Here is a 23562-nt window from a genome sequence, read left to right as displayed (position 1 = left end):
CGATCAAGCACCGCACGCCAACGCCCGCGCCAGCATCAAGGCGCGTTCGCGGGCATTCCGGGTCAGTTCCGCCGCGCGCTCGAATTCCAGCCGTGCCTCGTCGCGCCGACCCAACTGCTCGAGCAGATCCCCGCGCACCGCCGGCAGATGCGGGTAATCGCGCAGGCGCTCATCCGCATTCAAGGCATCCACCAACGGCAACGCCGTCGCCGCGCCGGTGGCACGGCTGATCGCCACGGCGCGGTTGAGCTCGACGATGGGCGACGGAGTCACCGCCGCCAGTTGCGAATACAAGGCGGCAATGCGCGCCCAATCAGTCTGCTCCGGCCGCACCGCACGCGCATGGCAGGCCGCAATCGAAGCCTGCAGGGCGTAGGGCTGGAAGGCGCCGCCGAGGCGGATCGCCCGATCCAGCGCGTTCAAGCCGCGCTGGATCTGCAGGCGATCCCAACGCGCGCGATCCTGCTCCAGCAACAGGATGGGGGTGCCGTCGCGCGCGGTGCGCGCCTTGGCGCGCGAAGCCTGCATTTCCATCAGCGCCAACAGGCCATGGACTTCCGATTCGTCCTTCATCAGGCCGGCCAGCACGCGGCCCAGGCGGAGCGCTTCCTCGCACAGCGCCGGACGCATCCAGTCGTCGCCGGCGGTGGCCGAATAGCCTTCGTTGAAGATCAGGTAGATGACCTCGAGCACCGAATCCAGCCGCTCGTCCAGCTCCTGTTTGCGCGGCACTTCGAAGGCCACCTGTTTTTGCGACAGGGTGCGTTTGGCGCGCACGATGCGTTGCGCGATGGTCGGCTCGGCCTGCAGGAAGGCGCGCGCGATTTCGTCCGTGCTCAATCCGCCCAGCAGGCGCAGGGTCAGCGCCACCCGCGCTTCGGTGGGCAGGGAAGGATGGCAGGTGACAAACACCAGGCGCAGCAGGTCATCGCCGATGTCGTCTTCCAGCCAGGCATCGTCATCCGGTCCGGCCATGGTCTGTCCGTCCAGTTCGTAGGCCAGCTCCTCGTGCTTGCGCGCATGCAGCTGGCGCTGGCGCAGGCGATCGATGGCGCGATGCTTGGCCGCCTGCATCAGCCAGGCGGCGGGATTGTCCGGTATCCCGGCGTCCGGCCAGCGTTCCAGCGCAGAGACCAGCACGTCCTGCGCCATGTCCTCGGCCAGGCCCACATCGCCAAGCATGCGGGTCAGGCGCGCGATCAGCGCCGGCGATTCCATTCGCCACAGGGTGTCGATGCGTCGGTGCAGGTCCGGTGTGCTCATGACCGCCGATCTGAACATCGGCGGCGGACCGGAGCAAGCGGCGAAGGTCCTGTCTCATGAGCCGGTATCGAATCGCGGTGGCGCTGGCCTCAGCCGTCACCGGCAGCGACTTTGCGCTGCCGTTGCACTTCTTCGGCACTGGGTTCGGCCGACCCCATGTAGCCGTAGTCGAGTTCGCCGCGGCGCAGGTAGCGCTGGGAACTGACCCCGCTGTCGAAGGCCTGGTGACCGGCCAGCGCGAATGAGCACGCCTGGCTGTCGACGCCGAACAGGCGCTTGCCGGCTCCCAGCACCACCGGGAACCACCACAGGCGCAATTCATCGACCAGACCATCGCGCAACAGGCTCTGCACGAGCGTGCCGCTGCCATGCACGTGCAGTTCCTGGCCAGGCTGCTGCTTCAGGCGTGCCACCTGCGCCGACACGTCGCCCTCGAGCCGCTCGCTGCCGGCCCAGGCCAGCGCGCCGGATTCGTGCGAGGCCACGTACTTGGGTATGCGGTTGAAACGCGAGGCCACCGGATCGTCGGCGCCCTGGTGGGGAAAATGCGCGGCGAAGATCTCGTAGGTGCGGCGACCCAGCAGCAGCGCATCGATGGCATCCATGCTGGCGAAGATGTTGCCCAGCATCGCCTCATCGAAATACGGCGCGGCCCAGCCACCGTGGCGAAAGCCGCCGCTGCGGTCCTCGTCCTGGCCACCCGGACCCTGCACGACCCCATCCAGGCTTACGAAAGCTTGCACTACCAGTTTCATCGCCGTGTCCTCAAAGTTGCTCGGGAACCTTGCTCATGTCCATGTGCACCACTTCCCACTGATGGCCGTCCAGATCATCGAAGCTGCGCGAGTACATGAAGCCCATGTCCTGCGGCTCGCGCGGAATGGTGGCGCCTGCGGCAACGGCCGCATCGACCAGGCGGTTCACTTCCCCGGCGCTGTCGGCCGACAGGCAGGTGATGGTTTCAATCTGCTTGCGTGCATCGCCGATGGTCTTGCCCGGGATGAAGGTCTGGAAAAATTCGTTGGTCAGCAGCATCACGTGGATGGTGTCGCTGATCACCAGGCAGGCGCCCTGCTCGTTGGTGAACTGCGGATTGAAATGCCAGCCCAGGGCTTCGAAGAAGACCTTGGAACGCGGCAGGTCCGCGACCGGCAGGTTGACGAAAATTTGCGTGCTCATGCGTTTGCTTGCTCCTTGTTGTCGACGGCTCAGCCGTCCTTGAGGTGGTTGACCATCCACGGCTTGCCGTAGCGATCGGTCAGCATGCCGAAGCGATGCGACCAGAAAGTCTCGGCCATCGGCATGGTCACGTTGCCGCCTTCGGCCAGAGCGTTGAAGATGCGCTCGGCCTCGGCATCATCATCGACCATCACGTTGATGCAGGTTTGGCTGGCCGTGTCGTCTTCGTTCCAGGGACCGTCGGCGCCCATCAGGCTGGCGCCGTCGGCGATCAGGTTGGCGTGCATCACGTAGTGGCGCGTCTCGGCCGGCACCTGGTCGGCAACGGGCGATTCGGCATACGTCATCATGGCGACAATCTTGCCGCCGAGCGCTTGCGCGTAGAACGCGAAGGCGTCGCGGCATTCACCGCGGAAACCCAGGTAGGGAATGATCTGCATGGTGGCACTCCTGTGGCGATGGAACTGCGCCGCTAGGCGCGGGGGTGGATCCGGTGTGGCGGGTTTGCTGCGATGCGGCGCTCAGCTGCGCTGTTCGGTCTTCTGGCGCAGGCGTTCTTCCTGCTCGCGCAGGGCCGGCGTCATCGCATCGCCAAAATCTTCCATTTCGAAGATCGGGCGGACTTCGATTTCGGCGCCGCCGTCGAACGGGGCCCGCTTGAGCCATTCCAGTGCCTCGTCCAGGGATCGGACCTGCCAGAGCCAGAAGCCGGCGATCAGTTCCTTGGACTCGGCAAAGGGCCCATCGATGACCGTGCGCTGGCGACCGTCGAAGCGCACGCGTGCACCGCGCGAGCTGGGATGCAGGCCTTCGCCGGCCAGCATGATGCCGGCATTGACCAGTTCTTCGTTGTAGCGGCCCATCTCTTCAAGCAGTTGCTGGCTGGGCATGACGCCGGCTTCGGATTCTGCGTCAGCCTTCACGATGACCATGACTTTCATGTCGTACTCCGTTCTGGGAAGGATTGTCAGCAAGCGGGAGGCAAGGGATTGCCGCGCTTTCATGGGTACGACGAACGGCGGGGTGGCGGATCGACAGCCGCCGGAAAAGTTTTTTTGTGAAGGTGACGGTGGCCGCCGGTTCTGCGGCATGATGCGCCCTCGCGCCGGAGCGCCGGTGCAGGAGAGAGACGGATGCAATTCCTGTTGCTGATCTATACCGACAAGACCCTGCTTGACGCATTGCCGCAGGCCGAATACGACCGCCTGATGCGCGGGTGCCTGGAACATGCCGATGAACTCAAACAGGCCGGCACCCTGCTCGGATCCCAACAGCTCAAGCCCGCGCAGAGCGCGCGCAGCCTGCGCCAACGCGATGGCCGCGCCAGTGTCACCGATGGTCCGTTTGCCGAAACCAAAGAGGTGCTGGCCGGCTTCAACCTGATTGAAGCCGCCGACATGGACGAAGCCGTGCGCATCGCCCACGAATTCCCGTGGTCGCGCTTTGGCGCCATCGAGGTACGCCCGGTCCATGACATGGACCAGGAACGCAGGCGCGTCGGCGCAGGCGCCTAAAGGCGCAGCGAGCGCGCAATCCGCGCCCGCGCGTCCGGCGAGTCGCGGTAGTAGCCGGCATTGTCGGCGAACGCCAGCCAGCGCCGGTGATCGGCCATGCCACGCCGCAGCTGCTGCACGGTCTGCAGCAACAGGGCGGTGTCGGCCGGCTCGGTGCTGCCGAGGGTCTCTTCCAGCAGGCTGCTCAGGACGTCCACCCGATCCAGGCAGATGCCGGCTTCCTCGCTGGCCAGCTTCTGCAGCTGATCCAGCCGGCCGCCTTCGAAGCGGGAAAGGCCGGCATCGGCCAAGGTGATTTCGCGCGTGTCCTGCAGCAGCTGCAGGACGCCTGCCAGCGGGCTGGCGTTCCAGGAAGGAAACGCAGGAAGGGCAAAGCGGCCTTCATTGGCCGGTGGCTCACAGGGGCTGATGACGTGCATACGACTGATCCATAACGAAAACAAAGGCCAGGTGGCCTCCCTACCACCCGGTGCAATCCCGCCCCTTGCCCTGACAATTGACGAGATGCAAAGACAGTAGAGGCTATAGCTGTAGATTGTCAAACGGTAGCGGACGAGGCTGATCCCATGTCCAGAAAGACCGCCTCCGCCGCCACCGCCGTCGACGACGACGGCCCCTCCGAAGCCCGCCAGCGCATCTCCGCCAACCTCAAGAAGCTGCGCAAGGAACAGGGCTTGAGCCAGGAAAAGCTGGCCGAGATTTCCGGCTTCCACCGCACCTACGTCTCCCAGCTGGAGCGCTGCATCACCAACATTTCCATCGATGGCCTGGGCAAGGTCGCCAAGGCGCTGGACGTGGACGTTCGCGAACTGCTCAAGCCCTAGGCCAGGGCCTGGGCCAGGTGGCCCAGTGACTTTCTCCACAGGTACCAAGAACCCTGCATCGTCAGGCTGTGCATCCACCTTGATGGGAATGAGCCGATGCGCCGCGTAGCGCCCCTCGCGTTGTCGTTGCTGCTGGCCCTGCCAGCCCTCGCCCGCGCCGACGAACCGACCCAGCCCCAGCTGTCTTCGCATCAATGCGGGATCAGCACGGACTTCAATGTGCTGGTCGATGGCGGCGGCGTCTGGCTGTATCGCGACGAGGGCACGCCGAAGGAAGTGTTTTTCCACGACGGCGAGCTGAGTGTGGACAAACAGGTGCGCGAGGTCAGCGCGGCCGACGCCCAGCGACTGCGCGAGCTGGAATACCAGTCGCGCCTGCTGATGCCGGAAGTGGCCGGGGTGGCGCGCGAGTCGGTCGAGATCGGCTTCGACGCGTTGGCCGGCGTGGTGGAGATGATGACCGGCAGCCGCCGTCAGGCACGCAAGATCGAGAGCTTCCGCAGCGATGCACTGAGCCATGTCGACAGTACGCTCGGGCGCGGACGTTGGGATCAGGAAGTCTTTGATGAAACCTTCGAGTCCAAGTTGGAAGACGCGGCCGAATCGATGACCGCCAGCCTGGGCCGCAGTGTGATGTGGTCGATGCTGACCGGTGGCGCCAGTCGCATCGAGAAGCGCGCGGACAAGCTGGAAGCCGAACTGGAGCGCAGCCTGGAGCAGCGCGCACGCGGGCTGGAAGCGCGCGCCGACGGTCTGTGCACGCGCGTGCGCACGATGGACGCTTTGCAGGCGCAGCTGGAGTTCCGTTACCAGGGCCAGCCGCTGCAGTTGCTGGAAATGGATCGCAGCGAAGTGGTATCCGCACCGGAGGCCGGCGAAGTTCACTGAGCGGTTACAACGCGTGAACATCGCGTTGACAGAGATCATGCGCAAGCCCGGGTAACGTGGCGACAGACCCGCCTTGTCGATCCCGCCCATGACGCAATCCAACACGCACGCCCTGGACGAAGCCAGCCGCCAACACGCGCTGGATCGCTATCGCATCGTCGACAGCCTGCCCGAAGCGGCCTATCAGGACATCGTGCAGGTGGCCGCCACGGTCTGCGGCACGCCGATCGCCCTGGTCTCGCTGCTCGATCGCGATCGCCAGTGGTTCAAGGCCAAACTGGGCCTGGACGCCAGCCAGACCACCCGCGATGCGGCGGTCTGCGACTTCGCGATCCGGCACCCGGATCAACTGCTGGAGATTCCGGATTTGCGGCAGGACCCACGCTTCGCCGATTTCCCGGTGGTCACCGGCGAGGTGGCCGCGCGTTTCTACGCCGGCATCCCGCTGGTGACGCCCGAAGGCGCGCCGATCGGCACCGTCTGCGTGGTCGACCAGCAACCGCGCGTGCTCACTCCGGAACAACGCGAAGCCATGCACGCGCTGGGGCGCACCACCATGCGCCTGCTGCAGGCCCGCGAGCGCGAACATGCGCAGAATGTCGACGACCTGCTGGGCCAGGCGCAGTCGGCAGGCGCGAGCACGCCGTCGCATGCGCCGGTCTACAGCGTGGCGATCCTGGAACTGCAGGGGCTGGCGGCGGCAGTCGAGAAGCGTGGCGAGCGCGTGCTGGAAAAGGAACTGCACGCGCTCGAGCTGGTGCTGCAGGCGCTGCTGGATCGCGATCGCGGCGACAGCGTGGATCGGGTCACCGGCAGCGCCGAATTCGTCGCCGTGCTGCATGGCCAGGACAGCCAGGATCGCCAGCAGGCGCTGGCGCGGGCGCTGGCCGATTTCAACCAGCGCAGCGGCCTGCAGGTGCTGATGGCCGCCGCCACGGCCGAATCCGGGCATGAAGCGGCCACCCAGGTGTTCCTGCGCGCCGATGCGGCGCTGAGTGCGGCGAAGACCGCGGCGCTGGCGTCGGCGGCCGCTGCCTGACCTACGGCTTGGCGGCTTGCCCGCCGAGGTGCCGCGAGAGGAACGCCAGCAGCCGTGTGTAGTACTCGCGCTTGTGTTCCTTGGTGTAGAAGCCATGCCCCTCGTTGGGGTAGTACAGCGATTCCACCGGTACACCGTGGTTCTTCAGCGCCTTCTCCATCGCCTTGGTGTGGGTGATCGGTGCACGCTCGTCCTTGCCGCCCGCGGCCAGGAACACCGGCACCTTGATGCGGTCGGCCAGATTCACCGGCGAGCGCGCCGCGAGCGTCTCCGGTGAGCCCATCCATTCCCCCGCCCAGGTGCGGCCTGAGCGGCTGCGATTGGACTGGCGCCGGTGGAACTGGTTGAGGTCATACACGCCCACGTAGCCTGCCGCACAGCGGTACAGATCCGGCTCGCGCGCCACCCCCATCAGCGCCGCATAGCCACCATAGCTGGCGCCGTAGATGCAGATGCGGCCGGGTTCGGCGATCTTCTGTTCGATCGCCCAGCGGGTGGCGTCGGTCAGGTCGTCCTGCATTTTGGCGCCCCATTCCTGCGCACCGACCTCGGTGAAGTCGCTGCCGTAGTTTCCGGAGCCGCGATAGTTCACCCGCAGCACCGCATAGCCGGCCTGCGACAACATCGCGGCATCGTCATCGAAGTTCCAGCTGTCGAAGATGCCAAACGGACCGCCGTGCGGCAGCAGCACCATCGGCAGCGGGCCCGGCGGCGCCTTCACCGGCCTGGTCAGGTAGCCGTGCACGGTCAGCCCGTCGCGGGTCTGGTAGGAAATGGCCCGGTTCTGCGGCATCTGCGCCGGATTCATCCACTCGCGGCGACCGAGCAGGCGCTTGGCGCTCTTGTTGACCAGATCAAACAGGAAGTAGTCGCCGTTGTTGCGGTCGCTCCACACATAGATCACCGCCAGCCGGCGATCGTCGGTGACCGAGGTGATGAAGAAGGCGTCTTCGCCAAAGGCCTTTTCCAGGCTGCGATACAGGCGCGCGGTGGGATGCTGATCATCGAAGAAGCGGTTGCGCACGCGATCGGTCATGAACTGCGCACCGATCGGCGTGCGGTTGTCCAGGTCGTAGAGGATGCGGTACGGGTCCACCGTGGTGTCTTTCAGCAGCTCGGTGTAGCGGCCGTCGGCCGGCTGCCAGGAGAACAGGCGATCAGGACCACCGGATTGCTCCACCTGCAGAGAGGCGGTCTGGCCATCGGCCGAGAATCCGATCGGATACTCGCTGTGACGGCTGCTCTTCTCGTCGTTGACCAGTTTCCATTCGGCCTGCTGGGTGGGCCGGTAATACAGGCGCTGGGTGTTGTCGGCATCGCGACCGTAGGCGAAGCGCACCACGCCCTGCCCGTCGGCCAGGAAGCTGGCGCGCCGCACCGGCGCGGTCGCCGCCAGGGTGCGGCGGCGCGAATAGATGTCCAGCGTTTCCAGGCGCACGTAGGCATCGTTGCTGGTCAGCGGAATCGCCTCGACCAGCACATGCTTGTCGTTGTTGGGCAGGGGATCGGACATCAGGTAATAGCGCGGCGTGGTCACGCCCGTACTGATGCCTGGCGCTTCCGGGTCTTCGCCGTAAGGACTGGCCAGCACCTTGCCCTTGCTGCCATCGGCGTTGACCGCATGCAGCGTGCCGGTGATCGAGGGCGTGTCGCGCGAGCCGAACTTGTCGGCCAGCGCCACCACCACGCGTTCGTTGTTGGCCCACCAGAATTCGTCGACCACCGAATTGCGATCGCCGCCCACCGAGGCGGTGAGTTCGAGATCGGGCAGGCTGAGCACCACCAGCACCGTGCGATCCTCGACCGGCGAGGTTGTGGCCAGGTAGTCGCCCTTGGGCGAGATCTTGAGCTGCTGGTACGGGTCTTCCTTGAGGAAGGGTTCCAGATCCACCTGCGCCGCCGCGGGCGCCGCCTGTGCGCAGGCAAGCAAGGCCAGCATCCACCCGAGCTTCATGCGTTCGTCCTTGTCGGCGCGCCGTCCCCACGGCGTCGCACCCTCCCCGGGCGCTGGCATGCTAGCAACTGGATGCGCGTTTTTCCCAGTCCCCTGCTGCCCGGGCGGGACGGCTCACTCGCCTTCCAGGCCGGCCAGGTCCAGCACCCACTTCGGCACCTCGGGTTCGCCCGCGTAGAATGTGCGCGGCTTGTTTTCCGCCATCGCCCAGCGATGCAGCCAGCTGGGTCCAAAGCGCCCGTCGTAGCCGGCTTCGCCGCGCGCGTAGGCGGGGTCGCGCAGGGCTTCCTCGACGGTGATGAAGCGGTAACCGCGACGCTGGGCGGCGGCCACCAACTCGGCATAGCACACCGCATTGAGTTCGTTGGCGTGCATCAGCCAGATCTGCGGCAAGGCATAGCCGAGCAGGGCCTGCGACTGGTGCTCGAAGTAATCCAGCTTGTTGAGCATGTAAGGCACGTAGCCACGCCGCAATTGGCGCAGCGTGGCTTCGCGCGCCGCTCCGGCCGGCTGCTGTTCCAGCACTCGCGCGTAGGCGAATGCCCAGACCCATTCGCCGTTGTCGACGGTGACCGGGACGATGCGGTAGCCATGTTCGCCGAGGAAGCCACTGAGCGCGGCGCGCTCCTGAGGCGTGCGGCCGGCGCGCAGATAGGGATGACGGAAATAGCGCGGCATTTGCCCGCGTTCGGCCAGCAGCGGACGCAGCTGCCGTTCACCGCGCAGGATCGCGTCTTCGAAGGCAGGCAGGCCGACTTCGTGCAGATCCACGTGACCATAGGTGTGGTTGCCAAGCTCGTAACCCGCATCGAGCCAGTCTTGCAGCATGGACAGGCGTTGCGGCGCCACCTGGCCTGCGATCTCCAGCTTGTCTTCGTTGACGAAGCCCACCACCGGCACACCGGCCTGGCGCAATTGCGCCAGCAAGGCGGCGTGTTGCGCGGGCAGCGACGCTTCCGGTGTCTGGCCGATGCGTTGCCAGGGCAGATCGTCGATGGTGACGGCGATGCGTCGATCCACGGCCTGTGCGTGCACACACAGGCTGGACAGCAGGCAGATCATTCCCAGGCCGGCGCGCAAGCGTTTCGACATGCCGAAGTCCACACGAAAAAGTGGCGGCCAGCTTACGGGCTGCGTGGCACAAGCGTAAGCCAAGCTCCGGCGCGCGACGTCGGTCAGGCCTCGGCACGCACGCCGACGGCGACATCGGATGATCCGGGGCCCGGCGCCAACCGATGGCGCCAGGCAGGCGCGGCTCAGGCGGCGGTGGGCAGATCGCTGTTGCGGAAGCGCCACTCGTAGTTGTTGCCGGGCAGGATCGGCAACAGGTTGCGATAGGCACGGATGCGATCTTCGTTGGTGGGCGCATTGGGTACGCCCTGGCGCTCAGGATGTTGCAGCGACAGGAAAGCCAGCGGACCGGGACGCGGCGTAGCAGCGGTGTCGCGGAAGCGGAAATTCATGGCAACCACCTGTGTTCGTTCGGGGCTGGGACCGCACGCCACCCGGGGTCTTGGCAGCAACTTCGTGGCAAGCGTGCTTGCTCGAAACAACGTGGCGCGTCCGGCGGGACGGCCACGAGGTGCATTGCGCCAGATCGCGGGTGATGCGCGCGTGCATGCTCCAGACCGCTGCGGATTGCCGCACTGCAACTCGAATGTAAACGTTTTCAAGCCTAGTATCCGGGCATCCGTCGCGGCCCGGCCGTGGCGCCCCGCCTGCTTGAAGAGGATGCCGCATGCCCTGCTGTTCGCTTCGTGTCCCTGCCCTGCTGCATGGTGCGCTGTTCGCCTGGCTGCTGGTCATCGCAGCGCCGGTCCTGGCCCAGGCCGTGCAGCCGCTGCCGGATCGCAGCCAATGGAAAGCCAGCACGTCCTCCACCCTCAATCCGTCGATGGCGCCGGACATGGCGATCGACAACGACCCGGCCAGCAAATGGGGCGGTCCGTTCTCGCCCGGTCATTGGTGGCAGCTGGATCTCGGTCGCACCGCCACCGTCAACGGCGTGCTGATCCAGTGGGACAGCGGCTTCGCCAGGCATTACCTGATCCAGTACTCGCAAGACGGCCAGCAATGGCAGACGGCATTGCGCATGCGCGATGGCAGCGGCGGTACCGAGTACGTGCTGTTCCCCACCGTGCAGGCGCGCTACCTGCGCCTGGCCGCGCCGGAGCGCAGTGCCGATTGGGGCGTGTCGGTGTTCGAGTTCGAACCGCTGCAACAAGCGCTGCCGCGCGTGCAGGGCGTGCCGGCGGCGCAGGCCGAAGCGCTGTGGACTGATCAGGCGCAGCCAACCGCGTTGTCGGCACAGACGCTGGAGCTTGCGCTGCCGCGCAGCCTTTCGTTGGCGGGTCTGGAGGTGCGCTGGGCGCAGGCGCCGCGCAGCGTGAGCCTGGAAGGGCGTGACGCGCAGGGTCGCTGGCAGCGGCTGGCTGAACAACCTGACGTGCAAGGCAGCACGTCGTTCCTGGCCGGCGATGCCGCACACGACGTCGATGCCTTGCGTCTGCGCGTGCAGGGCAAGGCCTCACTGCAACGGCTGCGCCTGCTCGGGCCCAAGCAGCTGATGACACCGCTGCGACGTTATGAAATCGCCGCCAGCCAGCGCAATGCCGCGCTGTTTCCTTCCTCGTTGCGTCAGCAGCAGGTGTATTGGACGGCAGTGGGCATCCCTGCGGGCCAGCAGAAATCGGTATTCGACGAATACGGCAACCTGGAAGCGTACAAGGGCGCGCCGCTGGTGCAGCCGATCTGGCGCGATGCCTCCGGGCGCAGCGCCGCCGCCTTCGATGCCAAACTCTGCCACAGCCTGCGTGAAAGTTGGATGCCGATGCCGGCGGTGGAATGGCAGCCGCAGCCCGACCTGAGCCTGCGCAGCGAAGCCTTCACCATCGAACAGAACGGCGCGCCGGTGACCCTGTTGCGTCATCGCCTGCGCAACACCGGCAGCGCCCCGGTACATGGCACGCTGGCGCTGGTCACCCGGCCGATGCAGATCAGTCCGCCCTGGCAGAACGGTGGTCTGTCGCCGATCCATGCCATCGCCGTGGAAGGCGATCGGGTGCGCGTCAATGGCCGCGTGCTGCTGCACTCACTGACCGCGCCGAATGCCGGGGGCGCGGCGGCGTTTGGCACGCATGGCCAGAACGAAATCACCGCAGCCGTCGCGAGTGGTCGGCTGCCCACGCAGCAGCAAACCGACGACGCCGACGGACTGGCCGCTGCCGCCCTGCAATACGGCGTGGACCTGCAGCCGGGTGAGCAACGCGACATCGTGTTGGCGTTTGCGCTGGGCTCGACGCGGATCGATGCGCAAGCCAAAAGCCTGCCGGATTCGCCGGCCTTGGATCGTGCTGCGCTGCTGGGTAACAGCAGGGATGCCGGCGCCGCCTTCGATCACCTGGCCGACGATGTGGCAAAGCAGTGGCAGACACGCCTGGGCAAGATTGGCCTGTCGCTGCCGGATGCCTCGCTGGTGGACATGTTGCGTGCGCAGGCGGCGTACATGCTGATAAACCAGAGTGGCCACGCGATGCAGCCGGGCCCGCGCAACTACAACCGCTCGTTCATCCGCGATGGCTCGGCCACCGCGGCGATCCTGCTGCGCATGGGCATGAACGACAGCGCGCGCGACTATCTGCGCTGGTATGCCGAACACGCCGTCCACGCCAACGGCTTGGTCTCGCCCATCCTCAACGACGATGGCTCGGTCAACACCGGCTTCGGCTCGGATCTGGAGCATGACAGCCAGGGCCAGTTCGTCTGGCTGGTGGCGGAAATCGCGCGGCTCGATGGCGGCAGTCGGAGCGTGCGCGACTACCAGGACAAGGTGAAGCGTGCACTGCGCTTCCTGCAGGAACTGCGCGAGCGCACGCTGGTGCCGGGGTACCTGGCGGATCGGGAGGCGCCGGAACGCTTCCATGGACTCATCGCGCCCTCGATCAGCCACGAAGGCTATCCGGTGCCGACCCACAGCTACTGGGACGACTACTGGGCGCTCAAGGGCTGGCACGACGGCGCCTGGCTGCTGGCGCAGTGGGGCGATGCCGAAGGCGCCGCCTGGGCGCGCGAACAATACGCAGCCTTGCGCGCTTCGGTGACCGCGTCGTTGCGCGCCACCATGCAATGGAAGGGCATCGATTTCATACCCGCCTCCGCCGATCTGGGCGAAAGCGATCCCACCAGCGTGTCGATCGGCCTGGATCCGGCCGGCCAGCAGGATGTGATGCCCCGGCAGGCGCTGGAGACCACCTTCGCGCGCTACCTGGCCGACGTGCGCAAGCGCGACGAACCCGATGCGCTGTATGCCTACACGCCATACGAAATCCGCAACGTGCTCACCTACGTGCACCTGGATCAGCCGGCGCAGGCCAATGAATTGCTCAAGCGCTTCCTCGGCCATCGCCGTCCCGCCGAATGGCAGGTGCTGGCCGAGGTGATCTACTCCGATCTGCGCCATGCCATCTACCTGGGCGACATGCCGCACACCTGGATTGGCGCCGAATACGCACGCTCGTTGTTCGGCATGCTGATGTACGAAGCCGATGATCGGCTGGTGCTGCTGCCCGGCACGCCGCCGGACTGGTTGCAGGGCGACGGCCTGTCCGTCGATGGCCTGCCCACCGCCTTTGGCCCGCTGCAGATGCAGGCGCGGCGCCAGGGCCAGGAACTGCAGCTGAGCCTGGGCGAAGGCCTGCGATCCGACACCCGCATCGAAGTGAAGTGGCCGGGCCGCGTGGCGCCCAGGCAAGTTTCAGTGGATGGCCGCGCGGTCCGCGACTTCGATGCCGAAGGTATCCAGCTGAAAGCGCCGTTCAAGCGCCTGGTTGCGACGTGGTAATGCAGGTCGACAAAGGTGGCGTCGAATAGCGCCACCTTTGCCATCGCGCTCACGGGCTGGCCAACGTTCCCTGCGCCATCATTTCCTCGATCGCCGAATACGCCGAGTGGCCGCCTCCGCGCGCATCGGGCATGCCGGTGACAAAATAGACCACGCCTTCGCCGCGCTGTGGATCGACCCACAGGCCGGACAACAGGCCGTAAGCCGAACCCGAGTGGCCGATACGCTGGCGACCATCGCCGAACGGGTCGTCGTGGCAGCCCGGCGCTTTCGTCGCCAGATGCATGACCGCCAGCGCATAGCGACAGAGGAAGCCACTTCCGCCCTGGCCACTGGGATCTTCTTCCGAGGTCATGCCGTTGCCGCCATCGAACGTCCACTGCACCTGGGTCAGCGTTTTGATGGAAGCGGGTGTGAGCAGGCGCACGCCGTCCACTTCCCCCTGGTTGAGCAGCAGGCGCCCGAGGCTGGCCAGGTCGCGCGCCGAAATGCGCAGCCCGCCCTGCGGCGAGAACAGGGCACCGTTGTCGCCGGCGCGCCAGCGCGACAGATCGCAGTTGCCGTCTTCGGCCGCCACCACCACGCAGTCCGGACGCTGGCCGTGCAGGTCATCACGCACCGGGGTGTGTTCGGCGTCGTACAACACCACGGCGCGGGCCAGCGTGGCCTGATCGCAGGTGGCCCAGTTGAAACAGGCCGAAAGCTTGAGTGGCTTGATGACCAGGCGATCCATCAGCTGATCGAAACGCTCGCCGGTCGCCTTTTCCATCACTGCCGCGATCAAGGGAAAATTGACGTTGGCGTAGCGGAAGAAACTGCCCGGCGCGTGCGCCGCATCCCAGGCGCGCGGATCGGCCAGCAGATCACGCACCTGGCCGCCCAGCGGCACCGCGTAGTAACCCGCGGCATCGGTCAGGCCCGCGCGGTGCGAGAGCAGCAGGCGCAGGCTGATGGGCGTTTCGGGAAATTGCGGATGACGCAGGGGCCAGCCCAAGGTGTCGGACACGTCGGCGTCCAGATCCAGCTGCCCCGCCTCCACCAGCCGCATCACGCCCACGGCGGTGACCAGCTTGGAAATGGAAGCAATGCGCACGGGGTCGTCTGCGCTGATGCGGCGCCCCCCAGCGATGTCGGCCCAGCCCTGCGCCTGCACACGGGTCACGCCAGCGCGATCGAAGCTCACGCGCACGCTCGCCACCGGCGCCTGCGTCGACGTGGACGGCGCGGGCACGTCGGCAGCCGGGGTGGCCGGCGAAGCCGTCTTCTGCTGCGCCATCAGCGGGCCGGCCAGCAGCAGCAGCGCCAGCGTCCATGTGCTTGCCTTGATCACGTCGTCCCCTCTCGCGTTGGTCAGCGGCGACCATAACGCGCCTGCCACGGGACGAACAGGCCGGCCTGCACCTGACCCTCACCGCGTTTGCGGAAGATGGGCGGGTCTTGGCCCGATCACACGCGGAGCCCCACGATGCGTAAACCCTGCTTGAGCGTTCTTGTTGGTCTCTTGTTCTGGGCCGTGATCGCGCCTGCGCGCGCGGTCGACCCCTGCCCCTCGACGCGCGCCCGGACGGCGGCGGTGGATCCGGCCAGCCGCATCGCCGCGGTGGCGTGCGCCGAGCAATGGCTGTGGTTCCGCGCCTTCATCGATCGTCAGGGACACATGGCCAATGGCGCGGTGACGGAGGCGGAGAACCGCAACCTGGACGATGACCGCACACCGGCCTGGCGACGCGTGGCCGGCTACTGGCGCGAGAGCGGATTGCTGCCGCAGATGCGCGGCCAAAGTGGCGCCAGCGAGTGCGCCGTGGCCGAACGCGGCAGCATCGGCGCGCCGGCCTGCCGCGCCTTTGTGGTGGATCACGCGTGGTCGGCGGTCTTCGTATCGTGGGTGCTGATGAAGGCGCGCGTGCCCGGCTTCCGGGCTTCAGCCAGCCATGTGGACTACGTCCGCCAGGCCTTCCGCGAAGGTGCGGACAACGCTTACGAATTCCGCGACATCGCCGGTGCGCGGCCCGCCACCGGTGACATGTTGTGTTACGTGCGTGGCGCGGACGTTTATGGTCATGCCGGCCTGCGCGAGGCGGTGGCCAACAGCCGGGAAGGTCTCAACATGCACTGCGAGATCGTGGTGGCGGCCAGTTTCGGCAACGACAATACGGCCTACCTGGTCGGCGGCAACGTACTGCAAGGCGTCACCATGCGCCTGTTGCCGCTCAACCGCGAAGGCGAGCTGTGGAATCTGCCGCTGCGCGGCAGCATCGAGCCGACCTGCACGCCCGACAACGAGGCCGCCTGCAACTTCAACCGCCAGGATTGGGCGGTCTGGCTCAAGCTCAAGCCCGCGGCGAAGTTGGTGGGCCTGGCGCCGCCCGTGCCGCTGTCATTGCCAACCACGGCCGTCGTCGCAAAACAATGCTGCGTGTACTGCGTGGTGGGTTCGAGCATTCCGCGCTGCCCGGCGAAGGACACGCCGTCGCCGTGACGATCAGGCGCTCATCGCTTGCAGCTGGCCAGCTCGTGATCGGCGTACCAGAGCGCGCGCCGCGCCAGGTCGTAGTTGCTGTCACCCCGGCGCGGCAGCATCTGCTGCGCCTGGATGGGATCGGCGCCATGGGCCAAGGCGTACTCCACCCGTTCCAGCTCGGTCAGGTGTGATCGCACCGTGGCCATCAATGGCTTCACCTTGGCGGCATCACAGGCGCTGATGCGTTTCTGCAGCGCTTCCATCGCCACGCGGATGCGGCGGCTGCCTTCGCCCTTCAGGTCGGGGACTTTTTCGTAAGCGATCGGCGCGGCCTTGTAGGCATCGCCGGTGGCGGCACGCCCCAGGTCGGCGGACTGTTCGTACAGGGCCGGGTTGTAGCGCACGTCCGGCGGTGGTCGCGCCACCGGCGATTGGATGTCCTCTCCGAAGATCTTCTTGGCGATGGTGGCCGCGGCGCTGTTCAACTTCTGCGCCGCCACGTCGCCAAGGGTGCCATCGCTCACCCAGTCCTTGGCGAATCGGGTTTCGTCGTACTGGATGGGATTGGGACGTTCCAGCACCTTGCGTGCTTCGGCCAGTTGCCGCTCGTTGGGCAATCCCGGTGCGGTTGCGGGGATTTCCGCGGCTTTCATCGGATCGATACGCGAACCCGGCGGCACGCGCACGGTGCCGATGCTGGTGTACACGCGCTCGGTCATGGTCTGCGCAGGCGTGGTGGGCGCGGGCCGCACGGCCGGTGGCGCCAGATCCGCCGACGCATCGCCTGCATGCGCCTGCAGGATCGCGCGCGCCTGCTCCGATGTCATCGTTGTCGTGGCAGGCAGAGGTGCGGGGGCAGCGACGCTGCGCGGACGCGGAATGAACGACACGCGCATCAGCACGCCCGCCACGCGCTCCGGCAACAAGGGGCCGCGCAACAACAGCTGCGTAACAAGCACGAGGATCGCCGCCGTGATGGCAATGGCCAGCCAGCGGGATGCCGCTTCGTCGGGTAATGCCAATCTCACGGAAGGCGTGTGCTCATCAATGCCACGTGCAGGTATCGCGCGGGTCTGGACGTTGGTTGACCGGGTCACCGCATGCTAGTTCCCGGCATGTACGTATTTCGCTAAGTGCGCATGGCCGGTGTTGTGTCGGGTTCATGCGCAGGCATCGGCGTCGGATCTTTGACGCCGTGGGGAGGGAGCGACACGGCCGCCATCGCACACGAGAGCCGGAAAAGAAGAAAGGCGCCCGAAGGCGCCTTTCCTGTCTTGCTCCCCGCTGCGCTTACACGCCGAGCGGGTTCACTTTTTCCACGTCGATCTTGTACTGCTTGATCGCGCGCGCCACGTCCTTGCCGGTCATCTTGCCGTCCTTGGCCAGGGCGGCGATGGCGGCGTGGGCGATGTAGTAGCGATCCACTTCGAAGAAGCGGCGCAGGTTGGCGCGGGTGTCACTGCGGCCGAATCCGTCGGTGCCCAGCACGGTGTACGCCGTGGGCACGAACGCGCGGATCTGATCGGCGTAGCCACGCACGTAGTCGGTGGCGGCAATCACCGGGCCCTGGCGACCTTCCAGCAGTTCGGTCACGTAGGCCTTGCGCGGCGACTTGGCTTCCGGATTCAGGCGGTTCCAGCGTTCGGCATCGAAACCATCGCGACGCAGTTCGTTGAAGCTCGGGCAGGACCAGATGTCGGCGGTCACGCCGAAATCCTTGTCCAGCAGTTCCGCCGCCGCCATGGCCTCGCGCAGGATGGTACCGCTGCCGAGCAGCTGCACGCGCAGCTCGCCCTTCTTCGGCTTGCCCGCATCGGTGAGCAGGTACATGCCCTTGATGATGCCTTCGGCCGCGCCTTCCGGCATGTCCGGGTGGGCGTAGTTTTCGTTCATCAGGGTGATGTAGTAGTACTCATCGACCTGCTCTTCCATCATCCGCTTGACGCCGTGCTGCAGCACCACCGCCACTTCGAAACCGAAGGTGGGGTCGTAGCTGCGGCAGTTGGGAATGGCGCCGGCCAGCAGGTGGCTGTGGCCGTCCTCGTGCTGCAGGCCTTCGCCGTTGAGCGTGGTGCGGCCGGCGGTGCCGCCGAGCAGGAAGCCGCGGGTACGCATGTCGGCAGCCTGCCAGGCGATGTCGCCCACGCGCTGGAAGCCGAACATCGAGTAGTAGATGTAGAACGGCAGCATCGGCACGTTGCTGACCGAGTAGCTGGTGCCAGCGGCCATCCACGAGGAGATCGCACCCGGCTCGCTGATGCCCTGCTGCAGTACCTGGCCGCTCTGGTCTTCGCGGTAGTACATCAGCTGGTCGGCATCGACCGGCTTGTACTTCTGGCCGAACGGCGCGTAGATGCCGATCTGGCGGAACATGCCTTCCATGCCGAAGGTGCGCGCCTCGTCGGCCACGATCGGCACGATGCGCGGGCCGATGGCCTTGTCACGCAGGGTGATGTTCAGGGCCTGCACGAACGCCATGGTGGTGGAGATCTCGCGTTCGCCGGTGGACTTGAGCAGGCGCTCGTAGTTCTCCAGCTTGGGCGCGTCGAACGACTCGGCCGCCTTCTGGCGACGCTGCGGCAGGTAACCGCCCAACGCGGCGCGGCGCTCCTTCAGGTACTGCACTTCCGGCGAATCCTCGCCCGGATGGTAGAACGGCACCTGCGCCGATTCTTCCAGCTCCTTGTCGCTGATCGGAATGTTGAAACGATCGCGGAAGGTGCGGATGGCTTCGTCATCCAGCTTCTTGGTCTGGTGGGTCGGGTTGAGCGACTCGCCGGCCGAACCCATGCCGTAGCCCTTGACCGTCTTGGCCAGGATCACGGTGGGCATGCCCTTGGTGTTCACCGCCTCGTGGTACGCCGCATAGACCTTGTGCGGATCATGGCCGCCACGGTTGAGGCGCCAGATGTCATCGTCGGACAGGTTGGCCACCATCGCCGCCGTCTCCGGATACTTGCCGAAGAAATTGGCGCGCGTGTAAGCGCCACCGAAGGCCTTGCAGTTCTGGTACTCGCCGTCGACGGTTTCCATCATCAGCTTCTTCAGCACGCCGTCGCTGTCACGGGCCAGGAGCGGATCCCAGTAACCGCCCCAGAGCAGCTTGATGGCGTTCCAGCCGGCGCCGCGGAACACGCCTTCGAGTTCCTGGATGATCTTGCCGTTGCCGCGCACCGGACCGTCCAGGCGCTGCAGGTTGCAGTTGACCACGAAGATCAGGTTGTCCAGGCCTTCGCGGCCGGCCAGTGCGATCGCGCCCAGGGTTTCCGGCTCGTCCGACTCGCCGTCGCCGATGAAACACCAGACCTTGCGATCGGACTTCTCGATCAGGCCGCGGTGCTCCAGGTATTTCATGAACTGCGCCTGGTAGATCGCGGCGAGCGGGCCCAGGCCCATCGACACGGTCGGGGTCTGCCAGAAGCCCGGCATCAGCCACGGATGCGGGTACGAGGAAATGCCCTGGCCGTCGACTTCCATGCGGAAGTTGTCCAGCTGCGCCTGGTTGATGCGGCCTTCCAGGAACGCGCGCGCATAGATGCCCGGCGAACTGTGGCCCTGGATGAAGAGCAGATCGCCCGGGTGGTTCTCGCTCGGCGCGCGCCAGAAGTGGTTGAAGCCCACGTCGTACAGGGTGGCGCCGGAAGCGAAGCTGGCGATGTGGCCGCCCAGATCGCCCGGCTTGCGGTTGGCACGCACCACGGTGGCCATCGCGTTCCAGCGGATGATCGAGCGGATGCGCCATTCCAGCGCCGCATCACCCGGCGACTTGGCCTCGTTCGGCGGCGCAATCGTGTTGACGTACTCGGTGGTGGGCGAGAACGGCAGGTAGGCGCCCGCGCGGCGCGTCACCTCGACCATGCCTTCCAACAACTGATGTGCACGCAGGGCGCCGTTGTTGTTGATCACCGCCTGCATCGAGTCGATCCACTCGCGGGTTTCCTGCGGATCGGGATCGCTCTGCAACATCTCGTTCAACCAGTTCATCACCACTCCCATCGGTCGCGCGGGGCCCGCGCTGACGTTGTCGTATTCAGGACCACGAAGTGTAACGCACCGCTCCCCGTTCCAATGGCTACGCGGGCGTATGGAATAGCCTGTTTCAGCGATTCCCGGCCCGCCCGGGACCACACCAAAATCAGACCTCTGCAGTCACGCCGGGCAGGTCATGCCGACGTATCATCCGGCCAGGGGAACAGCGCAGGGAGTCGGGGTCGGATGACCGCAAGTCGGCAGGAGTCGCCGTTGTCGCCGGTCAACACCGGCGTGGTGCATTGGCGCCAGAGCCTGCGCACCCGCATCGCGCTGTGGTCGGCACTGATCAACATCGTGCTGCTGCTGGCGCTGGCGGTGGCCACCGCCTGGTTCGCCCGCCGGGTGATTTTCGCCGATGCGCGCCGCGACACCATTGCCAGTGCGCAGGAAGCGGCCGACCGCCTGGATGCGTCGCTGCGCGCGGTGGCCATCACCACCCGCGGGGTGTCCGACCTGGTGGCCAATTCGGATCTGGACCCGCAGGAGCTCACCACCACCTTGCGCGCGATGGTGCTGGCCACGCCGGGCTGTGCTGGCGGACTGATCGTGCTCGAGCCCGATGGCACGCGCACCACGCCCTACGCGCGCTACATCTCGGCCAGCGGTCCCGCGCGGGATCGCGATTTCGTTGCCGATGGCTACGACTATCGCCGCCAGGGCTGGTTCCAGCGGACCTTGTCGGCGCCGGATGGCTGGTGGTCCGAACCGTATCGCAACGAAACCGCCGGCGGCATCTGGATGGTCACCTACAACCGCCCGCTGCGGCCGCGCGGCAAGGGCGTGACCACGCGCGGCATGGTCAGCCTGGATCTGCCGCTGGCCGAGTTGACCGGCAATTTCGAGAGCCTGGCCCACCTGCCCGGCTGGCGGGTCTCGCTGGTGGCGCCGGCCGGCACGCTGGCCACCAATCCGGATGTGAGCGTGGCCGCCAACCTCACCCTGGAGCAGTTCATCCGCCGCAGCGGGCGCTCGGATCTGCTGCCCACCGCCGATGCCGCCCGCCTGCGCCAGCCGTTGCAGCTGGTACATACCGACACGCTGACCGGCGAGACCCGCTTCACCGTGGTCGAGCCGGTCGGCCAGACCGGCTGGTCGCTGCTGGTGGCGCAGGCGTATCCGCTGATCATCGAGCGCTTGAACCAGGCGTTGACCCTGCTGCTGGGCGTCGGCGCGCTGCTGGCGCTGGTGTGTACCTTGCTGGTGCGCCACCTCGCCAAGCGCATCAGCCGGCCGGTGGAAGACATCACGGCCGCGGCCGCTTCGCTGGCCAATGGCCGCTACGACCTGCCCGTGCCCTCACAGAAACGCCGCGACGAAGTCGGCCTGCTGGCGCGCACGCTGGAGCATGCGCGCAGTTCCATCCGCCAGCACCTGGACGCGATCGAGGAGATGAGCGCGGCCCGCCAGAAGATTGAAAGCGAACTGGCCATCGCCCGCGAAATCCAGCTGGCGATGCTGCCGGCCGCACGCGTGATCGATCAGGATGATCGCCACCTGGAAGTGGCGGCGCTGCTGGAACCGGCCAAGGCAGTGGGTGGCGACTTCTACAGTTTCATCGAAGGCAGCGAAGGCCTGCTCTGGTTTGCCATTGGCGATGTCTCTGACAAGGGCGTGCCGGCGGCGTTGTTCATGGCGCGCACGGTGACCGTGCTGGAAGTGGCCGCGCGCACGGGCGGCACGCCCAGCCAGGTGTTGGCCGAAGCGTCGCGGCGGCTGGTGGACGGCAACGACACCTGCATGTTCGCCACCGTCCTGTTTGGCCAGGTGGATCTGCGCCATGGCGACATCGTGCTGGCCAGCGCCGGCCATGACGCGCCGCTGTTGCTGCACGCCGACGGTCGCCATGAGCTGGTGCCGATGGAATCGGGCCCGCCGCTGGGCTTCGAGGTCAGCGGCGAGTTCCCGACCTGGCGCGGCCGCCTGCCCGCCGGCGCCACCCTGCTGGCCTACACCGACGGGGTCACCGAGGCCTTCGATCCGCAGCAGGTGGCCTTTGGCCTGGAGCGCCTGCGCGCCATCCTCGGCGCCGAGCTCACCGCGCAGGCCCAGTGCGAACACGTCATCGCGCAGGTGCACCAGTTCGCCCACCCTGCCGCACAATCGGATGACATCACGGTGCTGGCCATGCGCCTGCGCCAGGACGCAAAGGAGACGGGACCATGCTGATACGCCTGATCGTGCCCGGTGAATATGCCCGGGTCGAAGATCTCAATGCTTCGCTGGAAGTGGTGCTCGGCCGGCACGGCATCGACCGCGCCCTGCGTGACGACGTGCGCCTGATTGTCGAGGAGCTGGCCAGCAACGCTATCGACTACGGTGGCCAGCCCAGCGGCCGCGCCCAGCACGAGCTGTCGGTGGATATCGGCATCCACGACGACCTGCTGACGCTGGAGTTCCGCGACACCGGCGCGCCGTTCGATCCCCTGAGCGCTCCAGAACCGGACCTGGATGCCGACATCCAGGAACGTGCCATTGGCGGACTGGGGGTGTACCTGATCCGACAACTGGCGCACGAGATCACCTACCAACGCGTGGATGATTGCAACGTCCTGCGCGTCACCCTGCGGATGGGCCAGCCGGAGAGCCAAGCATGAACCTGACCATCAACGTTCTTCCGCCCGGCAAGGGCAGCCAGCGCGTCGCCGTCGGTGGTCGCCTGGACACCCATACCTACGAGGATCTGGACGAGGCGCTGGCGCCGCTGCTGACCCGGCAACTGCATTCGCTGGTGCTGGACTTCTCCGACCTGGACTACATCAGCAGCGCCGGCATCCGCTCGATCTTCAAGGCGCGCAAGGCGCTGGCCGGACACGGCGGCAAAGTGCTGGTGGTCAATCCGCAGCCGCAGATTCAAAAGGTCTTCGACGTGGTCAAGGCGGTGCCGTTGAACGACATCTTCGGTTCCACCGCCGAGGCCGACGCCTACCTGGACGCGATGCAGCGCAAGGTGCTGCAGGGCGACGAAAACGAATGACGGACCCACACGCCAGGGAAGGAACATCGGCATGACGCTGGACATCGAGGTCTATCCGCCGGTCAACGGCAACCAGTACGTGCTGTTGTCCGGGCGCCTGGATTCCATGAGTCACGAGCTTCTGGACGAGCGGCTGGAGCCGCTGCTCGCAGGCAAGCCCAATGCGCTGGTGCTGGATCTGGCCAACCTGGATTACATCAGCAGCGCCGGCGTGCGCTGCATCCTGAAAGCGCGCAAGGCGCTGGCCCCGCACGAGGGCCGCGTGTTGATCCTGCATCCGCAGGAACAGATCCGCCGCGTGATCGAGATCGTGCAGGCGGTGCCGCTGGACAGCATCTTCGCCAGCGCCGAGGAAGTGGACATCTATCTGGATGCGCTGCAGCGGCGCATCCTCGGCGAGGGTGATCCGGCCGCGTGACGCAGGATGAAAGCAGCCTGCGGCTGCTTCCATCCGTGGTCGCCCATCAGCCCAGGCTGGCCTTTTCCGCATCCAGCTGCGCGCGTATCTGCGCATCCACCGCCGCGATGGCGGTCATGTTGACCACCCGTCGCGGGGTGGCGCTGGTGGTCAGGATGTGCACCGGCTTGGAGATG

The 23562-nt window shown here is 66.4% G+C and carries 22 protein-coding genes; 10 read left to right on the top strand and 12 right to left on the bottom strand.

The window, feature by feature from the left end:
- Positions 1 to 3: 3 nt before the first annotated feature.
- From B5X78_RS10720 to B5X78_RS10700, 5 genes are all read right to left on the bottom strand, one after another.
- Positions 4 to 1263 carry an RNA polymerase sigma factor gene (locus B5X78_RS10720; RefSeq protein ID WP_079724539.1) on the bottom strand — a complete coding sequence of 420 codons (1260 nt, stop codon included), beginning with the start codon at positions 1261 to 1263 and terminating at the stop codon, positions 4 to 6.
- A gap of 89 nt (positions 1264 to 1352) precedes the next feature.
- On the bottom strand, positions 1353 to 2018 hold the full coding sequence (locus tag B5X78_RS10715) for a dihydrofolate reductase family protein (protein WP_079724538.1): 666 nt from the start codon (positions 2016 to 2018) through the stop codon (positions 1353 to 1355).
- A gap of 10 nt (positions 2019 to 2028) precedes the next feature.
- Positions 2029 to 2442 (bottom strand): VOC family protein, encoded by a 414-nt coding sequence (locus B5X78_RS10710; RefSeq protein WP_079724537.1) that lies wholly within the window; start codon positions 2440 to 2442, stop codon positions 2029 to 2031.
- Positions 2443 to 2471: 29 nt separating this feature from the next.
- Positions 2472 to 2882, bottom strand: a complete 411-nt coding sequence (locus tag B5X78_RS10705) for a VOC family protein (RefSeq protein WP_079724536.1) — start codon at positions 2880 to 2882, stop codon at positions 2472 to 2474.
- An 81-nt stretch (positions 2883 to 2963) separates the two neighbouring features.
- A complete protein-coding gene (locus tag B5X78_RS10700; RefSeq protein ID WP_079724535.1) occupies positions 2964 to 3383 on the bottom strand; it encodes a YciI family protein in 420 nt (139 codons plus the stop codon).
- 192 nt (positions 3384 to 3575) lie between these two features.
- Here B5X78_RS10700 and B5X78_RS10695 point away from each other — a divergent pair, with 192 nt between their 5' ends.
- The gene (locus B5X78_RS10695; RefSeq protein WP_079724534.1) at positions 3576 to 3956 is read left to right on the top strand and encodes a YciI family protein; all 381 of its coding nucleotides are present in this window, start codon (positions 3576 to 3578) and stop codon (positions 3954 to 3956) included.
- On the opposite strand, the gene B5X78_RS10690 is transcribed toward B5X78_RS10695, so the two are convergent.
- Positions 3953 to 4375: a hypothetical protein gene (locus tag B5X78_RS10690; RefSeq protein WP_079724533.1), complete on the bottom strand. Its 423-nt coding sequence runs from the start codon at positions 4373 to 4375 to the stop codon at positions 3953 to 3955. The two genes, B5X78_RS10695 and B5X78_RS10690, sit on opposite strands and share 4 nt — an antisense overlap.
- Before the next feature lie 147 nt (positions 4376 to 4522).
- On the opposite strand from B5X78_RS10690, the gene B5X78_RS10685 reads away from it, so the two are divergent.
- The 3 genes from B5X78_RS10685 (at position 4523) to B5X78_RS10675 (ending at position 6707) form a co-directional block, all read left to right on the top strand.
- Positions 4523 to 4780 (top strand): helix-turn-helix domain-containing protein, encoded by a 258-nt coding sequence (locus tag B5X78_RS10685; RefSeq protein ID WP_079724532.1) that lies wholly within the window; start codon positions 4523 to 4525, stop codon positions 4778 to 4780.
- Between the two features lie 96 nt (positions 4781 to 4876).
- Positions 4877 to 5668: a DUF2884 family protein gene (locus tag B5X78_RS10680; RefSeq protein ID WP_079724531.1), complete on the top strand. Its 792-nt coding sequence runs from the start codon at positions 4877 to 4879 to the stop codon at positions 5666 to 5668.
- A gap of 88 nt (positions 5669 to 5756) precedes the next feature.
- Positions 5757 to 6707: a GAF domain-containing protein gene (locus B5X78_RS10675; protein ID WP_079724530.1), complete on the top strand. Its 951-nt coding sequence runs from the start codon at positions 5757 to 5759 to the stop codon at positions 6705 to 6707.
- A gap of 1 nt (position 6708) precedes the next feature.
- Here the strand turns inward: B5X78_RS10675 and B5X78_RS10670 are convergent, their stop codons facing one another.
- The 3 genes from B5X78_RS10670 to B5X78_RS10660 form a co-directional block, all read right to left on the bottom strand.
- The gene (locus tag B5X78_RS10670) at positions 6709 to 8661 is read right to left on the bottom strand and encodes an alpha/beta hydrolase family protein (protein ID WP_079726137.1); all 1953 of its coding nucleotides are present in this window, start codon (positions 8659 to 8661) and stop codon (positions 6709 to 6711) included.
- Positions 8662 to 8775: 114 nt separating this feature from the next.
- Positions 8776 to 9753: a polysaccharide deacetylase family protein gene (locus tag B5X78_RS10665; RefSeq protein WP_079726136.1), complete on the bottom strand. Its 978-nt coding sequence runs from the start codon at positions 9751 to 9753 to the stop codon at positions 8776 to 8778.
- Positions 9754 to 9917: 164 nt separating this feature from the next.
- A complete protein-coding gene (locus B5X78_RS10660) occupies positions 9918 to 10124 on the bottom strand; it encodes a hypothetical protein (RefSeq protein ID WP_079724529.1) in 207 nt (68 codons plus the stop codon).
- Positions 10125 to 10399: 275 nt separating this feature from the next.
- Here B5X78_RS10660 and B5X78_RS10655 point away from each other — a divergent pair, with 275 nt between their 5' ends.
- Positions 10400 to 13501: a discoidin domain-containing protein gene (locus tag B5X78_RS10655; protein ID WP_079724528.1), complete on the top strand. Its 3102-nt coding sequence runs from the start codon at positions 10400 to 10402 to the stop codon at positions 13499 to 13501.
- Between the two features lie 49 nt (positions 13502 to 13550).
- On the opposite strand, the gene B5X78_RS10650 is transcribed toward B5X78_RS10655, so the two are convergent.
- Positions 13551 to 14831 carry a serine hydrolase domain-containing protein gene (locus B5X78_RS10650; RefSeq protein ID WP_229730704.1) on the bottom strand — a complete coding sequence of 427 codons (1281 nt, stop codon included), beginning with the start codon at positions 14829 to 14831 and terminating at the stop codon, positions 13551 to 13553.
- A gap of 135 nt (positions 14832 to 14966) precedes the next feature.
- Between B5X78_RS10650 and B5X78_RS10645 the strand changes: the two genes are divergently transcribed.
- The gene (locus B5X78_RS10645) at positions 14967 to 15980 is read left to right on the top strand and encodes a DUF2272 domain-containing protein (RefSeq protein WP_176140843.1); all 1014 of its coding nucleotides are present in this window, start codon (positions 14967 to 14969) and stop codon (positions 15978 to 15980) included.
- Positions 15981 to 15991: 11 nt separating this feature from the next.
- Here the strand turns inward: B5X78_RS10645 and B5X78_RS10640 are convergent, their stop codons facing one another.
- Complete coding sequence (locus tag B5X78_RS10640; RefSeq protein WP_079724526.1) at positions 15992 to 16984, bottom strand: hypothetical protein; 993 nt, start codon at positions 16982 to 16984, stop codon at positions 15992 to 15994.
- A 268-nt stretch (positions 16985 to 17252) separates the two neighbouring features.
- A complete protein-coding gene (gene aceE, locus B5X78_RS10635; protein ID WP_079724525.1) occupies positions 17253 to 19946 on the bottom strand; it encodes a pyruvate dehydrogenase (acetyl-transferring), homodimeric type in 2694 nt (897 codons plus the stop codon).
- Between the two features lie 231 nt (positions 19947 to 20177).
- On the opposite strand from aceE, the gene B5X78_RS10630 reads away from it, so the two are divergent.
- From B5X78_RS10630 to B5X78_RS10610, 4 genes are read left to right on the top strand one after another with little or no spacing between them, the layout of a single operon-like run.
- Positions 20178 to 22160, top strand: a complete 1983-nt coding sequence (locus B5X78_RS10630; protein WP_176140842.1) for a SpoIIE family protein phosphatase — start codon at positions 20178 to 20180, stop codon at positions 22158 to 22160.
- Positions 22154 to 22588, top strand: a complete 435-nt coding sequence (locus B5X78_RS10620; protein WP_079724524.1) for an ATP-binding protein — start codon at positions 22154 to 22156, stop codon at positions 22586 to 22588. The genes B5X78_RS10630 and B5X78_RS10620 overlap by 7 nt, the downstream gene beginning before the upstream one ends.
- Complete coding sequence (locus B5X78_RS10615) at positions 22585 to 22968, top strand: STAS domain-containing protein (protein ID WP_079724523.1); 384 nt, start codon at positions 22585 to 22587, stop codon at positions 22966 to 22968. The genes B5X78_RS10620 and B5X78_RS10615 overlap by 4 nt, the downstream gene beginning before the upstream one ends.
- A 31-nt stretch (positions 22969 to 22999) precedes the next feature.
- Positions 23000 to 23386 (top strand): STAS domain-containing protein, encoded by a 387-nt coding sequence (locus B5X78_RS10610; protein WP_079724522.1) that lies wholly within the window; start codon positions 23000 to 23002, stop codon positions 23384 to 23386.
- The last annotated feature ends 176 nt before the right edge of the window (positions 23387 to 23562 follow it).

It is taken from the genome of Pseudoxanthomonas indica, assembly GCF_900167565.1.
GTDB classification, from domain to species: Bacteria; Pseudomonadota; Gammaproteobacteria; order Xanthomonadales; family Xanthomonadaceae; genus Pseudoxanthomonas_A; species Pseudoxanthomonas_A indica.
Note: the sequence above shows the minus strand (reverse complement) of the source record. Positions and strands in the feature narration are given on the sequence as shown.

Coding starts and splice junctions, on each gene's coding strand:
- B5X78_RS10720 (WP_079724539.1), bottom strand. CDS start 1,263: ATGAGCACACCGGACCTGCACCGACGCATCGACACCCTGTGGCGAATG.
- B5X78_RS10715 (WP_079724538.1), bottom strand. CDS start 2,018: ATGAAACTGGTAGTGCAAGCTTTCGTAAGCCTGGATGGGGTCGTGCAG.
- B5X78_RS10710 (WP_079724537.1), bottom strand. CDS start 2,442: ATGAGCACGCAAATTTTCGTCAACCTGCCGGTCGCGGACCTGCCGCGT.
- B5X78_RS10705 (WP_079724536.1), bottom strand. CDS start 2,882: ATGCAGATCATTCCCTACCTGGGTTTCCGCGGTGAATGCCGCGACGCC.
- B5X78_RS10700 (WP_079724535.1), bottom strand. CDS start 3,383: ATGAAAGTCATGGTCATCGTGAAGGCTGACGCAGAATCCGAAGCCGGC.
- B5X78_RS10695 (WP_079724534.1), top strand. CDS start 3,576: ATGCAATTCCTGTTGCTGATCTATACCGACAAGACCCTGCTTGACGCA.
- B5X78_RS10690 (WP_079724533.1), bottom strand. CDS start 4,375: ATGCACGTCATCAGCCCCTGTGAGCCACCGGCCAATGAAGGCCGCTTT.
- B5X78_RS10685 (WP_079724532.1), top strand. CDS start 4,523: ATGTCCAGAAAGACCGCCTCCGCCGCCACCGCCGTCGACGACGACGGC.
- B5X78_RS10680 (WP_079724531.1), top strand. CDS start 4,877: ATGCGCCGCGTAGCGCCCCTCGCGTTGTCGTTGCTGCTGGCCCTGCCA.
- B5X78_RS10675 (WP_079724530.1), top strand. CDS start 5,757: ATGACGCAATCCAACACGCACGCCCTGGACGAAGCCAGCCGCCAACAC.
- B5X78_RS10670 (WP_079726137.1), bottom strand. CDS start 8,661: ATGAAGCTCGGGTGGATGCTGGCCTTGCTTGCCTGCGCACAGGCGGCG.
- B5X78_RS10665 (WP_079726136.1), bottom strand. CDS start 9,753: ATGTCGAAACGCTTGCGCGCCGGCCTGGGAATGATCTGCCTGCTGTCC.
- B5X78_RS10660 (WP_079724529.1), bottom strand. CDS start 10,124: ATGAATTTCCGCTTCCGCGACACCGCTGCTACGCCGCGTCCCGGTCCG.
- B5X78_RS10655 (WP_079724528.1), top strand. CDS start 10,400: ATGCCCTGCTGTTCGCTTCGTGTCCCTGCCCTGCTGCATGGTGCGCTG.
- B5X78_RS10645 (WP_176140843.1), top strand. CDS start 14,967: ATGCGTAAACCCTGCTTGAGCGTTCTTGTTGGTCTCTTGTTCTGGGCC.
- aceE (WP_079724525.1), bottom strand. CDS start 19,946: ATGAACTGGTTGAACGAGATGTTGCAGAGCGATCCCGATCCGCAGGAA.
- B5X78_RS10630 (WP_176140842.1), top strand. CDS start 20,178: ATGACCGCAAGTCGGCAGGAGTCGCCGTTGTCGCCGGTCAACACCGGC.
- B5X78_RS10620 (WP_079724524.1), top strand. CDS start 22,154: ATGCTGATACGCCTGATCGTGCCCGGTGAATATGCCCGGGTCGAAGAT.
- B5X78_RS10615 (WP_079724523.1), top strand. CDS start 22,585: ATGAACCTGACCATCAACGTTCTTCCGCCCGGCAAGGGCAGCCAGCGC.
- B5X78_RS10610 (WP_079724522.1), top strand. CDS start 23,000: ATGACGCTGGACATCGAGGTCTATCCGCCGGTCAACGGCAACCAGTAC.